The sequence below is a fragment of the Clostridium lacusfryxellense genome, assembly GCF_018861735.1.
Taxonomy (GTDB): Bacteria; Bacillota; Clostridia; order Clostridiales; family Clostridiaceae; genus Clostridium_AD; species Clostridium_AD lacusfryxellense.
Genome location: NZ_JAHLEB010000001.1, coordinates 52,280 through 69,660 on the forward strand (window position 1 = coordinate 52,280; position 17,381 = coordinate 69,660).

Sequence of the window (17,381 nt, forward strand, 5' to 3'; positions counted from 1 at the left end):
CCCTTTTATTGTATTTAGCATTGATTAATTATTTTGGATAGATTAAAATTAGTATTAAATACTAATTTTAAAGAGAATAATAGATATAGATTATATATCATTGTAACATGGGGGGGATTTGTTTTGGTTTACTTAAAGGGGTATGCACATAAGTATGGGATGGGATTTTGCACCGCAGTGTTTTTCGTAACACTGGAAGCGTTTTGTGATTTGCTGTTACCAACAATAATGTCTAAAATTGTGGATGTAGGGGTTGCAAGTAAAAATTTAAATTATGTAATTAAAATGGGAATGGTTATGCTCATTATTGCAGGACTAGGGGCAATAGCCGCATGCGTTCGTAATGTTATCGCTAGCCATGTTTCACAAAAGATGGGAGCAGAACTTAGATCTGATTTATTTAAGAAAATTCAAGGATTTTCTTTTGAAAATATTGATAAGTTTGAAGGTGGTACTTTAGTTACACGTCTCACAAACGATGTAACGCAGGTTCAAAATTTTGTAAATGGACTTATGAGGATATTTGTTAAAGCACCAATTGTTGGAATTGGTAGCATTATAATGGCTGCAAGGTTAAACTTACGCTTGTCTATGATTCTCCTGGGTATTGTACCAGTTGTAGCTATTCTTATATATGGAAATATGAAGCTTGGATATCCGTACTTTATTAAGGTTCAGAAGTCACTTGATGGTGTAAATGGGGTAATGCGTGAGTATTTATCGGGGGTAAGAGTTGTTAAAGCTTTTAATCGATTTGAATATGAGATAAAAAGATTTAATATTAAGAATACTTTGCTTACGCAAAATTCCACTGCAGCGATGAAAGTAACATCAATATTTACTCCTATGATTGGACTTGTAGTAAACAGTGGAATAGTATTAGTGATTTGGATAGGTGGCATAAATGTAAACAAAGGTAATATGCATGTAGGGGAAATAATTGCATTTACAAATTATATGACACAAATATTATTTTCACTTATGATGGTATCTAATGTTTTTACAATGTTTGTACGTGCTAGGGCATCTTCGCAGCGTATTAGTGAAGTGTTTTTAGAAAAAGATGACATGATTAACGGAAATGAAATTATGGATGATTCTACCGTTCAAGGAAGAGTTGAATTTGCGCATGTATTTTTTTCTTATAATAAGGATAAAGAGCCTACATTAAAGGATATATCTTTTACTTGCCTTCAGGGAGAAACTGTTGGAATAATAGGATCAACTGGTTCAGGTAAAAGCAGTCTTGTGAATTTAATTCCTAGATTTTATGATACATTAAGCGGAGAAATAAAAGTTAATGGAGTAAACATTAAAACATTAGATATAAAGACCCTAAGAGAGAAGATTGCCGTAGTGCCACAAAAGGCACTCCTGTTTTCTGGCACAATAATAGATAATATAAAGTGGGGGAGTGCTTCTGCAAGTCTTGAAGAAATAAAAGAGGCTTCAATAGTTGCCCAGGCCCATGAATTTATAGATAAACTTCCAGAAGGGTATAATGCAAAAATTGGACAAGGTGGTGTTAATTTTTCTGGGGGGCAAAGGCAACGTGTATCTATAGCAAGGGCGCTTGTAAAAAAAGCTGAGATTCTAATACTTGACGATGCAACCAGTGCAGTAGATACAGATACTGAGGTGAAAATTAGGAAAAGTTTAAAAAAATATGCTAAGAATTTAACTTGTATATTAATAGCACATAGAATAACTTCTGTTATGGGAGCTGATAAAATTATAGTAATAGACAATGGCGAAATAAAAGGCATAGGACGCCACGCGGATCTTTTAAAAAGTTGTGATGTATATAACGATATCTTCATTTCTCAAATTGGAAGGGAGATGATGTAGAATGAAAGATAATAAATATAGAGATAGAAATAATAATGTGGATATGAAATTTACAGGTGGAAGAAGAAATATGTCACCTGTTGTAAAACCTAAGAATTTTAGGAAAACTTTAAGGAGACTTTGGAGTTATTTTGGAGCTGAGAGAAAAACATTAATAATGATATTCATATTTATATTGATTGATTCTGCCATAGTACTTATAGGGCCGTATCTAATAGGGAGCGCAGTGAATGCTATGACGGAGAGTACTGGCGAAGTTGATTTTAATATTTTAAGCATAATAGTAATTGCTTTATTAATATCATATTTGACGGACGCTGCTATAAGTTTATTTCAAGGATTTGCTATGGCGAGTTCCAGTCAAAGGATAGTTAAAACTATGAGAAATAATTTATTTTTAAAACTTCAAAAGCTCCCAATGGCGTTTTTTGATAAAAACAGTCATGGAGATATTATGAGTAGATTATCAAACGATATCGACAACGTTAGTTCCACTATTTCTCAATCAGCAATTCAACTTATGTCAGGGATTATTGCTATAATAGGGTCATTCATTATGATGATAATTTTAAGTCCTATATTAACTGCGGCGAGTTTAATTACAGTTCCTTTAGTATTTTTATTAACTAAATCAATTGCAAAAAGAACGGGGAAGCTTTTTAAAGCTCAGCAAAAGGAACTAGGTAAACTTAATGGACAAATTGAAGAAACTATATCCGGAATATACATTGTAAAAGCTTTTAACCATGAAGATAAAGCTGTGGAGGAATTCAATGAAATAAATCAAAGATTATGCGATGTAGGACTCAAAGCACAAGTTTTATCTGGATTTTTAATGCCTATTATGAACGTTATAAATAACATTGGTTTTGCAGCAGTAGCTGGAGTAGGTGGTGTTCTAGCTGTAGAAAATATGATTACCATAGGTGTAATTGCAAGCTTTTTAAGTTATTCAAGGCAATTCGTACGTCCACTAAATAATATGGCAAATATATTTAATACGCTGCAATCTGCTGTGGCAGGAGCTGAGAGAGTATTCGAAATATTAGATACTCCTGAAGAGACTCAGGACGCCCAAGATCCAAAAGGGCTTAATGAATCCATGGGACATGTACAATTTAATAATGTGTGTTTCGGATATACAAAAGATGTGGAGATTCTTAAAAATATTAACTTTGAAGCAAAACCAGGAGAAAGTATAGCCCTTGTAGGTCCAACAGGAGCAGGTAAGACTACAATTGTAAATTTACTTTCAAGATTTTATGATGTTACAAGTGGAGAGATATATATTGACGGAGTCGATATAAGAAAATATACAAGAGATAGCCTTAGAAGGACTTTTGGTATAGTTCTTCAAGATACTTATCTTTTCTCCGAAAGTATAAAAGATAATATAAAATATGGGAATCTAGATGCAACGGATTTAGAAGTAATAAGTGCAGCAAAAATGGCAAATGCACATGAATTTATAAAAAGACTTCCTAAGGGGTATGAAACACTACTCTCTGAGAGTGGGAGCAATCTTAGTCAAGGACAAAGACAACTTTTAGCCATTGCAAGAGCAATTTTAACCAGTCCATCCTTATTGATACTTGATGAGGCTACCAGCAGTGTTGATACTAGAACTGAACTTAGAATCCAAGAAGCAATGCTTAAATTAATGTATGGAAGAACTAGTTTTATTATAGCTCATAGGCTAAGTACAATAAGAGATGCTAGTAAAATAATGGTTATAGATGATGGTCAAATCATTGAAATGGGAAACCACGCGGAGCTTATTAATAAAAAAGGTAAATACTACAATATGTATTTTAATCAATATAATAATTGTGACGAGGAGTAAGTGACTAAATAATCTTCTGTTAGTTAAATAAAAGCAACAATACCCCATATAAGTAAAAAACTTATTATAATTGTAAAATTATTAACAGTTCCTACAAATCTAGTATCATAATCAAACTCCACTGAGTAAGGAATTACTGTGAAACTTATTGGCAATATAAAACCAAGTAGCATTGTTATTTTGAACATTGTATCTGGTACTAAATTATAAAGAAATATACCAACTCCAAACCCAATCAAATACCTTAAGGCAATTATTTTAGCCATATTTTTCAAGTATTCCTTTTTAAAGGAGAAGCTAAGGTATAAACCGAGAACCAACAATGCAAGGGGCATATTAGCTTTTGATAGAATTCCTGTAATTTCTATAAGTGGCTTTGGAATAGTAAATCCCAAAAGATTAATTGTCAAAGTAATAATGTATGTAAGAAAAGGTATTGAGTGTAGTGTTTTAGAAAAAATATTCTTGTATGAGATTTCGCCTTCGCTACTTGAATAGATGCTTGCAATAATATAACAAACTGCGAAAACTATGAAGGAATTACCCATATCAAACATACCAAAGTATTTAAGACCTTCTTTGCCCCATATTGATTCTACCAGTGGATATGCGAAAAGTCCAATGTTGAAGGAAGGCACCAGCATTGTTAGCATTCCTTTATTTCGTCTGGATTCTTTTCTGAATACAATGATAGCAACTACTGCCATAAATAATCCGTACACAAAGCAGATTACAGGTACAAGTAGAAGCTTTTTGTCTATGGTCATTGTACTAAAAACATTTATTACTATGGAGGGAAGGGTAACATTAAAAATTAACCTTGAAATCACTTCCCCATCGCTTTCCTTTAAGATACCTGTTTTCTTTAATAAATATCCTAATAAAATAATACTTAATGACATTGTAAACTGTGAGTTAATAGTATTCATATGTTTGCTCCTTGTATAAATATTACATCCTTAATATCGTTACATTATAGCATGGAGTAAATAAAAACACATTATAAACATAATTTAATTTTTATAAATTTGATGAAAAATATTCAGAATAAAGGTATAATTAGAATATTATACAAAAGATGATACGGGGTGGTTATATTGGATAATTTTAAAGCTATATCAATAGATGATAATCATATAAATCTTATGCTTCTTCAAAAATATGCAAGAAAGTTACCAATTGACATAGCAAACTATACGGATCCGGTAAAAGCGCTATCGGATGCTTGTGCAAACGAACCTGATATTATTTTTATTGACTATATGATGCCTGAAATGAATGGTATAGAATTTATAAGAGAATTTAGAAAGCAAAATAGTAATACTCCTATTATTATGGTTACCGCGGTTTCTGATGATCAAAAAATAAAAATCGATGCTTTAGAAGCAGGAGTAACAGATTTTTTAATTAAGCCTATTAACTCAATAGAATTTATTGCAAGGACAAGAAATTTATTAGAAATGAGAAAATTCCAAAGAATAGTTCAAGATAAGGCGTTATTATTGCAAGAAGAAGTAAATAAAGCTACACAAAAAATTCTTGAAAGAGAAGAAGAGACTATAATGGTTCTTGGAAAAATATCTGAACTTAAAGACATTGAAACAGGGCATCATATTCTTAGAGTAGCCTACTATTCGAAGCTTTTAGCTACTGAGCTTGGGATGAGTGAAGAGGAAATACAAGTTTTATTTTATGCTTCTCAGCTTCACGATATCGGTAAAGTCGGAACACCAGAAACTATTCTTTTAAAGCCTGGGAAATTAACTTTTGATGAATTTGAGATAATGAAGCAACATGCTGTGAATGGATATAAAATATTGAAAAACACTTCTAGTAAGTATTTAAAGGCAGGTTCAATTGTGGCATTATCCCATCATGAGTGGGTTAATGGAACTGGTTATCCGAAAGGACAAAAAAACAAAGAAATACCTGTATATGGAAGAATACTCGCAATAGCAGACTGTTTTGATGCTCTACTTTCGAAAAGGCCATATAAAGAGCGGTGGTCTTTTGATGAAGCGATGGCTTATATAGTTCATGAAAAAGGAATACATTTTGATTCTGAATTAGTTGATTTATTTATAGCAAAAAAAGATGAAGTTAAGAAAATTGGCGAATCGTTAATGGATTTATAATAGTTAAAGTGGGCACCTTAGAGTGTCCACTTTGACTATTATAGTACTACATTTACTTGAGCAAAGCTAAAAATTATCTTAGCCTTTGAATTAATTAGTAGCTTTGAAAGATTTTCCACATGATCTTTTGAACTAGTGAAATTATCCTGGTTTAATAACCTTTCGAATTGGTCAGCTTCATCAAATACATCTTTAAGTAGCAAATTGGCGGCTACTCCTTTTACGTTATGGATTTCCATTTTTAATTTAATATAATCTTTTTTATAAGAGATTTCATTAAGTCTTTTGCAATGATTGTCCACTTCATCTATATAAGAGATATATAGATCAGTAATATCTTCATAATCTAATTCTAGGCCGTTCGCCAGTCCTTGAATATCATAAATTCCACTCTTCATATTTAGTCCCTCCTGTTAATATAAGCAATCCATTTTTTTGTTTTTTCATGTAATTCACTGACTTTTACAGGTTTACTGATATAGTCATCCATTCCAGCCTCTAGGCATTTCTCTTTATCACCCTGCATTGCATTTGCTGTCATGGCAATTATTGGGATATGGCCACCCTTAACTTTTTCAATCTCTCTAATTTTACGAGTTGCTTCAAATCCATCCAAAATAGGCATTTGACAGTCCATTAAAATAAGAGAAAAATGGTTTAGGGATACCATATCTAAAGCCTCTTGTCCGTTGGATGCAAGTTTTATGATAAGGCCTAGTTTCTTTAATTGAAGTAATGCTAGTTTTTGATTTGTTATATTATCTTCTACAAGTAAAATTGATGTATCTTTTGTTATTTCAAAATTAGAGTCAAAATCATTTTTATTGTAAGAATTTTTATTGTAAGAATTTTTATCATCTTTTAATTTGGATTGTACCTGGGCTTTTTCAAATACAGCAGTGAAGGAAAAAGTCGAGCCTTCTCCAAGTTTGCTTAATAGTGAAATTTCTCCCTGAAGCATTTCCACAAGTTTTTTAGATATTGATAAACCTAGACCTGTACCACCATATTTCCTAGTAGTAGAGCTATCTCCTTGTATAAAAGGATTAAACAACTTGCTCTGAGCTTCCGCCGATATTCCAATTCCGTTGTCTGTAACCTTAAATAATAAAGTCATTGTATTTTCATTTACTTCATTGATATTTGTGGAAATATCAATATATCCTATTTCAGTAAATTTAATAGCATTAGAGATCAAATTCATTAGAATCTGGCTTAACTTATCTGAATCTCCATATAAAAGTGGAATTTCAGGATCTACATAGGTTTTTATTGGTATCATTTTTTCTTTAGATTTTACAGTAAGTATTTCAGCAATGTTTGAAACTACTGAGTTTATATTAAACTCATATGGATTCAAGATCATTTTCCCAGCCTCAATTTTCGAAAAATCTAATATATCATTTATTACACTTAATAATAAGTGACCAGCATCACGCACAACTAATGAAGTACTTTTCTGTTCAATATTTAAAGGTGTGTCTAAGAGTACATCTGTCATTCCGATAATAGCATTAAGAGGAGTTCTTATTTCATGGCTCATATTGGCTAAAAAATTACTTTTAGCGCTATTGGCTGCTATGGCTTCTTCTCTAGCCGAAATCAGTTCTAGCTCTGTTTTCTTTTTATCAGCAAGACTTTCAATAAAGGTATTAAACCATTTAACAAGTTCTCCAATTTCATCATCAGTACCCACCTCTAAACGTAGGTTCAAATCTATTGTTCCAGCCTGAATATCCTTAAAGAGGTCAGTCATTTTATTAACTGGTTGTAATAGCTGTTTAGAATTTAAGAAAGCAGTTAAAGCAGCCATACCTAAGCAGAGAATTAAGGTTAAAAATATAATATTTCTAATCTTAGATGTTTTCATTGTAATTGTATTAATTGGGAGGAAATTAATTAAAGTCCAGTCGCTTTTATCAAATTTCTCATAGGTAACTAACATCTGACCTTTGTTTAAACCATCTATGTTTAAATCATGGGTAAAGCTACTATTATTTTGGGCTAACTTGCTTAGAAGATTTTTATCATTAAGAACCTTTCCAATATAGTCAACACTCGGATGAGTAACTATTCTGTTTTTATTATCGATAACTACGTAAAAAGAGTTATTTTGATTTAAATTGAAATGTTTATTAAGTACATTTACATCATAGTTAATTAGAATTAAACCTAGAGGCTTTTCTTCCATAGTTAAAGGGTCTAGGTCTTTAATCACTTTGGTCACTGTAATCACCTTTTTATATGTAGAAGTGGTGTTTACATTATCCTCAACACCTAGCCATGTAACTGTTTTGGAAGAATCAAGCGCTTCTTTATAAAGCTTATCCTTTAAAGTAGTGTCAACTTGTTGAAAGTTTAAAGTATCACCAATATGATAATGAGAACCTGAATTAGAAAATATATCGATAGATACTAAACCTTTTAGGTTAATATATCCACTAAGTATGGTACTAATTTGAACCTGAGTAACCAATTTCTTATAATCATTAGTTTTATCAGGTTTAATGAGCATACTATTTTTTATGTCCTCATTGCCAGATAGATTAGCAATAAGGCTTTCAACATCTTCCATAATTAAATCCGTATACTGCTTTTCAAGATTTAAGTTTTGATTTGAAGCCATCTTAGCATCCTCAGTAATTATCGAGTTAGATGTAGTATAAGAAATCGATCCGAGTATTATAAGTGGCAATATGCTTATAAGCAAAATATATATAAGAAATTTATACTTAATTGAAAGGCGTGAAAATCTCTTAAACATAAAACCAGCCCCATTCTATTTTACATTATTTAAATTTATAACCTTTACATCTACTAAAGTAACTAAATTCGTTGGTTTTTTTCCGTTAATTAAATCCAAAGCGATTTTAACTCCAGTATAACCTTGTTTTATTGCCTGCTGATCTATAGTATTACTCATTTTACCGTCGGTAATTGCAGTTTTTGCTTCAGAAAGAGCATCGAAACCAGCTATCAATACATCTTCTTTAGGGTTATTCTCGTCTAAATATTGTATAACGCCTAAAGCCATCATATCATTAGCACAAAAAATAGCTCCAATATCATGATTTTCATCAAATAATTTTTTAGCAACTGAATAACCTTCATCTATATTCCAATTTGCGCTTTCTTGATCTACGAGTGTTATATTTTTATTTTCAGCAAAAGCCTTAATTGCTCCTTGCTTCCTTTGTTCACCGTTATCAGCACCGCGAATACCTTCTATAATAATTGCCTTTGTAGGTTTCTTGATTTTATCACTTATGTATTTTGCAGAAAGGTAGCCACCAATTTTATTGTCAACGCTAATGAAAGGAACATTTACAAGTCCCTTCTTTTTAGACAAATCAGGATCTAATCTGTTATCTATATTTACTATAGGTATTTTAGCATCTTGAGCTTTTTTTAATACTGGAATTAATTCTGTGGAACTTCCTGGTGAAATTACAATAGCATCTACCTTGGAAGTTATGGCATCCTCGACAAGGGCAATTTGCTGTTCAATTGAGGTCTCCTTTGCCCCTGTTTTAACAGTTAGCTTTATGCCATACTCACTTTCAGCTTGCCTTGCTCCTTTCTCCATCTCAATAAAAAAAGGATTAGTGAGAGTTTTCATAATTAATAAAATATTTTTCTTTTCAGAGGTTGCCACTGGCAAATTAGTTGTAGTTTTGCTGCTAGAAACTTTTGAACATCCTAATAAAGCAGCTGAAACAAACACAGAAAAAATAATTACAGATATAAGTTTTTTATACATGATGTGGACCCCCTTTATCACTTAGGAATTTGAATATAAAATTCAAGTATTGGTTTGTAAAACAGGGTATAAGTGATTATCGGTATTTATTCAAATGTCTTTACTATCCGTTTAGAATTTCTATAAAGTTTATTCATATATATCAGAAAATTCAATCTGAATTTTTTCACTATTAGTTCTATTCATTAAACCTATTTTTGGATTTTGATTATCATTATCTGAAGTCAGCGTAACAGGCAAACTTATGGTGAATTCTGTACCTTCCTGATACTTACTTTTTACAGAAATGGTGCCTCCATGCATTTCAACTAAAGATTTAACTATAGCAAGGCCTATACCGCTACCTTCATGTGCTCTGCTTAGTAAAGGGTCTACCTGCTTGAATCTTTCAAATATTTGTGATAATTTATCCTCAGGAATTCCTATTCCATTATCTTTCACCGAAATTATAATGTGATTGTCTTTATCGTACACTCCAATTTCAATTGTATCTCTAGGTCTAGTAAATTTAGTAGCATTGGAGATCAAATTAAGTAAAATTCTCTCTAGTTTTTCATCGTCAAAAGCCATGATTTTCTCTTCTATATCTGTATCAAAAATAATTGTCCTAGATATCCCCTCAGCATACGGAATAGTAGAAAGTGCTATTTCCTCAGCGACTTGTACTATATTTTGATTCTTTAAATTAAGTTCCATAAAGTTAGAATCGATTTTGCTAATATCAATTATATTATTTACAAGTCTTAGAAGTCGATAACAATTTTGTTTCATATAATTTGTATATTCGGTTAATTTCTCAACATTAATTGAATTTAGATCTCTGCTTAGATATACAGAAAATAACTGTGCAGTAGAGAAAATTATATTTAAAGGCGTCTTTAATTCGTGGGACATGTTGGCAATAAATTCAGTTTTTAATTTATCATATTGTACTAATTCTTCTATCAATTGCCTATTTTCAGTTAACATGTTGTTAAAACTATCTGACAGCACGCCTATTTCATCTTTATTGTTTATGTCTGAATGAACTGTTAAATCTCCTTTACCAGCCTTCTCCATATATGATTTTAATTTATTAATGGGTTTAACTAAATTATCCGCTAAAAATACAGCTATAATAGCACTTAATAAAATCATCAATAATCCACTAAGTAATGTGGTATACAAAATTGATTCACTTGAGGAGGCTAAGTCATCATAGTTAGCGGTGGTGACAATATACCAATCCCAAGATTTAAAATACATAAAATAACCTAATTTATGAACTCCTTTATGAGTGTACTCAATTAATCCATTTTTACTTGAAATTATCTTTTTAGTGTAATCATATTGGCTTACATTTTTTCCTTTTTCATCAGGATGAAGAATCATATTTCCATTAGAATCTATTATGTAAACATAACCTGTTTTCCCAATTTTAATATCTTTTAAAGTTTTTTCTAAATAATCATTAAGTAGAGTATTCCCTACACCAATAGCCCCTATAACTTTTTTATTTTTATTAATTAATGGTTTATATCTTGACAGTGAATTTTCTTCTCCAATTGATGTTATACCAAGAAATTCTTGATTATTAATTATTTTTTTATAAACTTGTGAGTCGGAAGAGTAGTATGTTCCTTCAATTCTTTTACCATTTTTAGTATGGGTTGTGGATACTCTTATTAACTTATTATTAGCCAATAAAAATATAGAAGCATTAGTGCCTGTAGATTCATGTATAGCATCAACAATCTTAGTGTCTAATGATAGCTTTTGAGAACCGGCATATAAAGCTGGTAAATCATAACTCCCTACTCGTATATTTTGAGTATTAGCTACAGTTATATTACCTAAACTATATAATAACTTCGTAGCAGAATTCAAATCACTATAGGATTTTTCTATAATGGAATTATTTCTTACACTTATCGTAGTATTAATTAATTCTGTTACGGATTTACTTTTTTCTTTAACTTCTTTAAATACAGCATCTTTAGATATATTTCCAATTAAAATTCCTAAAAAACTTACTGATAGGATAATTAATATTAAGTAACTTATAATTAGTTTTATTTTAATACTCATACTTTAAATCGGTCCCCCTTAGATGATAAAGAATATTTTCTATAGTTATATATATTTGTAACAATTCTTTATGCGATATAATTTTAGCATTTAAAGGCAGGTTTGTAAACGCAGTATTATGCATAATTAGGGAAATTAACTTATAATTACCTTAATTTTTCATATATACATGTAATTAAGTTTATTATTTATATATTGATGTTTTTACTTCATAGAAGAGATAGAATGGAAATCATAGAGAGATAGGTGAGGCCGATAGTACACGAAAATCTTTTTATGAGGTATAATAAAATAAAAAAGTGAATGTGAAAAATGAAAAGGTATTCAAGAGTGGAGGGCACCAACAATTCAGACCATAAGGACCAACGTCAGCGTATAATAACATTGAAAGGAGCTCATTTGAAATGCGCTTAGAAGAGCTAGTGAATAAGTATTACGATCAATTAAACCAGAATGATGTTTATATTTGGAGGTATATTGTTAGTAATAAAAAGAAGTGCAGTAAATTAACAATAGAAGAATTAGCCAAGTTATGTAATGTATCAAGAACTACAATATTAAGATTCGCACAAAAACTTTCATTAAAAGGATTTAGTGAATTGAAAATATATCTTAAATGGGAAACATCGGTAGAGGTACAGGTAGAAACAGAAGCTATTAAAACTATATGCAATGGCTATACAAGAGCCATTACTGATATATCCAATAGAGATTTTACTGGTGCATGTAAATTAATTTATGAGGCAAATAGAGTCTTCGTGTATGGATCAGGTGATATTCAAATGGCCGTTGCAAGGCAACTAAAGATGATGTTTTTACATGGGGGAGAGTGTTTATACGATTTTGAAGGGTTATCTATTGATGCAACATTCTTTAAACTAGTAACACCAAAAGATTTAGTTATTTTAATATCTTTAAATGGAGAATCAAGCAAAGTGGTAGAACTAGCTAAAAAAATGAATTTGAATAATGTAAAAATATTATCTATCACAAAACTAAAAGATAATACCCTTGCGAGTTTAAGTGATGAGAGTATTTATATCACAACATCTGAAATAAATTTCGATTGCAATTATAGATCATTTGAATCAACCTCAATTTTATATGTTTTGGCTGAAGTTTTGTTTGTAAGTTACAGTTTGTATAAAAATAATAAGGTTACTTAAAAGATGAATTTCAATGATTGACCATCTCCGAGTAATGTAATAATGAAGTGAGTATAGGAAAACAGTTTCTTTATTTATTAAATAAAGAAACTGTTTTATTTTTTTAGTAATTCTGGAGTAGCTGTGAAATATCACATAAAATGTGATAAAACACAGCTTTTAGTGTAGATGAACTAAAACGGTTACATATGTTGATAACAGGATTAGATGTGATATTATTTACCTATCAAGGTGTCTTGCTAAAAAAAAGGGGAGGTATCAAATATTATTATGATGAAAAAGATTCAACGTTTTGGGGGAGCAATGTTTACTCCAACATTATTATTTGCTTTTGCTGGTATTGCAGTAGGCTTCTCAATCTTATTTAAAAACACAGAAGTTATGGGAAGCTTAGCAGATCCATCGGGAAATTGGTACAAGGTTTGGGATGTTATTGCCTCGGGTTCATGGGCTATATTTAATCAGCTACCATTACTTTTTGTAATAGGTTTACCAGTGGGACTTGCAACAAAGCAAAATGCAAGAGCCTGTTTAGAGGCACTTGTAATTTATCTAACTTTTAATTACTTCTTATCTTCAATACTAACCTATTGGGGTGCAAGTTTTGGAGTTAATATGAAAATGGAAGTTGGGAATTCAAGTGGACTTACTATGATTGCCGGGATTAAAACATTAGATACAGGAATGATCGGAGCATTAATCGTGGCAGGAATTGTAGTTTATATTCATAATAAATATTTTGATACAAATATGCCTGATGTTTTAGGTATATTTAGGGGCTCATCATTTATCGTGATGATAGGATTCTTTCTTATGCTACCACTTGCATTAGCATTTGCTACTCTATGGCCTAAAGTGCAAATTGGAATAAGATCTATGCAGGGATTTTTTATTTCTTCAGGAGAATTTGGTATTTGGGTATATTCTTTTTTAGAAAGAATTTTAATTCCAACAGGATTACACCATTTCATATATGCACCATTTGTATATGATAATGCGGTTGTCCAAGGTGGAACAGCTGTTTATTGGCCAACACATTTAAAAGAATTTGCAACAACTGCAAAATCGTTAAAGGAGATGTATCCAATTGGATTCTCATTGTCAGGTATGACTAAAGTATTTGGTTCAATAGGTATTGCTTTAGCCTTTTATAAAACTGCGAAACCAGAAAAAAGAAAAATAGTTGCAGGTTTAATGATACCGGTTGCATTAACTGCAATATTTACAGGTATCACAGAACCTATAGAATTTACATTTCTATTTATTGCACCAGTACTATTCCTTGTGCATTCACTATTAGCAGCAACTGTTGCTACCATAAGTTTTCATTTTGGTGTTGTTGGAGATTTCGGGGGAGGGCTTATTAACTGGTTTGCACTAAATTGGATACCACTCGGAAAGTACCATTTAAATACGTATATAATACAAGTTATTATTGGTTTGATTTTTTCTGCAATTTGGTACTTTGTATTTGTATTTTTAATTCGAAAGTTTAACTTTAAAACACCAGGGCGTGAAAGTGATGACGAGGAAGCAAAATTATATTCAAAAAAAGAATATAAAGAAATGAAGGAGCAAGAAAAAGGTGATTTATCTAAAACCTCAAAAACTAATAGTAAAAAATCAAAGAACGCGAATTCTGAGAAAGCTGCACTTTTTTTAGAAGCATTAGGTGGTAAAGATAATATTGAAGATGTTACTAATTGTGCAACTAGATTAAGACTTACAATTAAAGATCCATCTATAATTGCTCCATTATCAGTATTTAAAAAAGCAGGTGCATATGGACTTGTTAAGAATAAAGATGCAATCCAAGTTATCGTTGGCTTGTCTGTAGCAACAGTAAGAGAGGAATTTGAAAATTTATTATAATGAAAGAAGGAATAAAAATGAAGAAAAATTCAGTATTAATAGCTGGTGGCGGAAGTACATATACACCAGGAATTGTAATGACATTGCTACAAAATATAAAGGAATTTCCAGTATGGCAAATTAAATTGTATGATAATGATGCTAAAAGACAGAAAACTTTAGCAGAGGCTTGTAAAATTATTATAGCGGAAAGAGCTCCAGAAATTGAATTCTCCTATACAACAGATCCAAAAGAAGCATTTACAGACGTAGACTTTGTTATGGCTCAACTACGAGTTGGGAAGTATGCCATGCGTGAATTGGATGAAAAAATTCCATTAAAGTATGATGTGGTTGGACAAGAAACTTGCGGTGCAGGTGGAATTGCTTACGGTATGAGATCAATTGGACCTATTATTGAAATGATTGACTATATGGAAAAATACTCACCTAATGCATGGATGTTAAATTATTCAAATCCTGCAGCAATTGTGGCAGAAGCAACTAGACAATTAAAGCCGAATTCAAGAATTATAAATATTTGTGATATGCCTGTTTGCCTTGAAGCAATCATGGCAAGGATATTAAAGTTAAACTCTAGAAAAGATATGGAGGTAAGATATTACGGGTTAAACCATTTTGGTTGGTGGACGAGCATAAAGGATAATGATGGAAATGACTTAATGGAAAAAATAAAAGAGCATATTAGAAGACGTGGTTTAACCGAAGATTTACTACCAGGTCAACATAAAGAAGAAAGCTGGCTTGAGGCAATGAGGGCTGCAAAAGATCTCTTAAAAATTGAGCCAACAATGTTGTCTAATACCTATTTGAAATATTATCTAATGGCTGATGAAACTGTTGCCCACTCTAATAAAGAGTATACAAGGGCCAATGAAGTGATTGATCGTCGCGAAAAGGATATTTTTGAGACTTGTAATAATATTACAAAAGACGGATCAGCAAAAAACACTAAAATAACAGCAAGTGAACACTCCTCTTATATTATTGATCTTGCAAAAGCACTTGCTTACAATACAAAAGAAAGAATGTTATTGATTGTTGAAAACAATGGTGCAATCGAGAATTTTGATAAAACTGCAATGGTTGAAATTCCTTGTATCGTAGGTAGGGATGGATTCGAACCATTGGTGGTTGGTACAATTCCAACCTTCCAAAAGGGATTAATGGAGCAACAAGTAGCCGTTGAGAAATTAACTGTTGAAGCTTGGATTGATGGATCATATCTGAAATTATGGCAAGCTATCACAATGTCAAAAACAGTTCCAAGTGCGAAAGTCGCAAAATTAATTTTAGATGATCTAATTTTAGCAAATAAGGAGTACTGGCCAATATTAAAATAATATTTGTAACTAAATATGTTTTATAACTTATAAAATTATTACATTTAGGGAGTAACAAAGTGAAAGAAAAAAAACAAAAATATTTGTATATATTATTATATATAGTTTCATATGTATCATTTTCCTTTGGGATGACTCAGTTTATACCTTTCTTATCAAAAATTGGCTATGATTCAATGGAAAGAGGAATACTGTTATCATCCCTCGCTGTTATGACCATTATATTGCAAATGATATTTGGATTTTTGTCAGATAAATATCGAACAGTTAAGAAATTTATGGTAGCTGCTTTAGTGATTTATGCGGTAGCAGCTTATTTATTTTATGCATTGGAAACACAATATTTTGTTTATCATATGATTGCTATTGGTTTTAGTGGAGGACTCATTAACACTACTTGCGGGTTAAGCGATGCTTGGATACTTTCGAGCAACGAATATTTAAGGGAGCGTCTTTCTTTTATAAAGGCTTTTGGATCCATTGGATGGGCACTGGGAAGTCTTATAATACCAATGATTATTTTTAAGTTTGGATACAAAGGCGCAGGCGACGGAATATTATTTTTATGTATTATTTCAATAGTAATTATGTATTTTATAAAGGATGTAAATAGAACTCATAGTAAGGGCAAAGATAAAGCAGGTATGTCCGATATAAAGCAATTAATTATAAATAGGAAATATAGTTTATTAGTTTTTATTCTTTTCTTAATGTATTGTGCTGTTATAACAAATAATATTGTGGTTGTGGATAAAATGTTAATACTCGGAGCCACAAATTTGCAAATTGGGTATAAATGGTCAATTCAGTCTGTTATAGAGATTCCGACTTATTTATTTGGAGCTTATTTTTTGAAGAATATTAACCATCATCTTTTACTTAAAATCTCTGCAACTGCATTAACAATTCAATTTGTATTGTTTGGATCATGTAATAGCATCACAGGAATTATTATACTGAGTGGGTTTCAGATGTTAACAACACCATTATTACTGATTACTTCGAAAACTCTAATATACAAATTAACTAGCGAGAAAATGAAATCAACAGGGCAATTGTTTGCATTGAGTATTTTTACAGGTTTATCTTCACTTTTAGTGCCGATTTGCGCAGGTACAATAACCAGGTATTCTAATGTTAATATTACACTATTTGTTGCGGCTTTTTTATCAGCAATAGCATTTGTGCTAATAAATGGATTAGAGAAAATGAATAGATATTGAATTTTAAAGAAGTTCAAAGTTTTAAGCTTCGCGACTTAATAAGTAGTTATACCTATTAAGTCGTGGAGTTTTTGTTTTAGTATTAATTCAAATAAAAGAAATAAATTAGTGTAACGTGTGCTAC

The 17,381-nt window shown here is 31.2% G+C and carries 12 protein-coding genes; 7 read left to right on the forward strand and 5 right to left on the reverse strand.

Going from position 1 to position 17,381, the window contains the following annotated elements; genetic code table 11:
- The first annotated feature begins 123 nt into the window (after positions 1–123).
- Positions 124–1,848: an ABC transporter ATP-binding protein gene (locus KPL55_RS00265; RefSeq protein WP_246599244.1), complete on the forward strand. Its 1,725-nt coding sequence runs from the start codon at positions 124–126 to the stop codon at positions 1,846–1,848.
- 1 nt (position 1,849) lies between these two features.
- On the forward strand, positions 1,850–3,691 hold the full coding sequence (locus KPL55_RS00270) for an ABC transporter ATP-binding protein (RefSeq protein ID WP_216304704.1): 1,842 nt from the start codon (positions 1,850–1,852) through the stop codon (positions 3,689–3,691).
- A gap of 23 nt (positions 3,692–3,714) precedes the next feature.
- Here KPL55_RS00270 and KPL55_RS00275 read toward each other — a convergent pair whose 3' ends face one another.
- The gene (locus tag KPL55_RS00275) at positions 3,715–4,620 is read right to left on the reverse strand and encodes an AEC family transporter (protein WP_216304705.1); all 906 of its coding nucleotides are present in this window, start codon (positions 4,618–4,620) and stop codon (positions 3,715–3,717) included.
- A 168-nt stretch (positions 4,621–4,788) separates the two neighbouring features.
- Here KPL55_RS00275 and KPL55_RS00280 point away from each other — a divergent pair, with 168 nt between their 5' ends.
- A complete protein-coding gene (locus tag KPL55_RS00280; protein WP_216304706.1) occupies positions 4,789–5,826 on the forward strand; it encodes an HD domain-containing phosphohydrolase in 1,038 nt (345 codons plus the stop codon).
- A 38-nt stretch (positions 5,827–5,864) separates the two neighbouring features.
- Here KPL55_RS00280 and KPL55_RS00285 read toward each other — a convergent pair whose 3' ends face one another.
- The 4 genes from KPL55_RS00285 to KPL55_RS00300 all read right to left on the reverse strand — a co-directional run bounded on the left by KPL55_RS00285 (position 5,865) and on the right by KPL55_RS00300 (position 11,653).
- The gene (locus KPL55_RS00285) at positions 5,865–6,224 is read right to left on the reverse strand and encodes a hypothetical protein (RefSeq protein WP_216304707.1); all 360 of its coding nucleotides are present in this window, start codon (positions 6,222–6,224) and stop codon (positions 5,865–5,867) included.
- A 2-nt stretch (positions 6,225–6,226) separates the two neighbouring features.
- Positions 6,227–8,590 carry a hybrid sensor histidine kinase/response regulator gene (locus tag KPL55_RS00290; protein ID WP_216304708.1) on the reverse strand — a complete coding sequence of 788 codons (2,364 nt, stop codon included), beginning with the start codon at positions 8,588–8,590 and terminating at the stop codon, positions 6,227–6,229.
- Positions 8,591–8,605: 15 nt separating this feature from the next.
- On the reverse strand, positions 8,606–9,586 hold the full coding sequence (locus KPL55_RS00295; protein ID WP_216304709.1) for a sugar ABC transporter substrate-binding protein: 981 nt from the start codon (positions 9,584–9,586) through the stop codon (positions 8,606–8,608).
- A gap of 129 nt (positions 9,587–9,715) precedes the next feature.
- Positions 9,716–11,653 (reverse strand): Cache 3/Cache 2 fusion domain-containing protein, encoded by a 1,938-nt coding sequence (locus tag KPL55_RS00300; RefSeq protein WP_216304710.1) that lies wholly within the window; start codon positions 11,651–11,653, stop codon positions 9,716–9,718.
- A 404-nt stretch (positions 11,654–12,057) separates the two neighbouring features.
- On the opposite strand from KPL55_RS00300, the gene KPL55_RS00305 reads away from it, so the two are divergent.
- From KPL55_RS00305 to KPL55_RS00320, 4 genes are all read left to right on the forward strand, one after another.
- On the forward strand, positions 12,058–12,819 hold the full coding sequence (locus tag KPL55_RS00305; RefSeq protein WP_216304711.1) for a MurR/RpiR family transcriptional regulator: 762 nt from the start codon (positions 12,058–12,060) through the stop codon (positions 12,817–12,819).
- 270 nt (positions 12,820–13,089) lie between these two features.
- Positions 13,090–14,691, forward strand: coding sequence for an alpha-glucoside-specific PTS transporter subunit IIBC (locus tag KPL55_RS00310; protein ID WP_216304712.1), 1,602 nt, complete (start codon positions 13,090–13,092; stop codon positions 14,689–14,691).
- A gap of 17 nt (positions 14,692–14,708) precedes the next feature.
- On the forward strand, positions 14,709–16,034 hold the full coding sequence (locus KPL55_RS00315; RefSeq protein WP_216304713.1) for a 6-phospho-alpha-glucosidase: 1,326 nt from the start codon (positions 14,709–14,711) through the stop codon (positions 16,032–16,034).
- A gap of 59 nt (positions 16,035–16,093) precedes the next feature.
- Positions 16,094–17,257: an MFS transporter gene (locus KPL55_RS00320; RefSeq protein ID WP_216304714.1), complete on the forward strand. Its 1,164-nt coding sequence runs from the start codon at positions 16,094–16,096 to the stop codon at positions 17,255–17,257.
- The last annotated feature ends 124 nt before the right edge of the window (positions 17,258–17,381 follow it).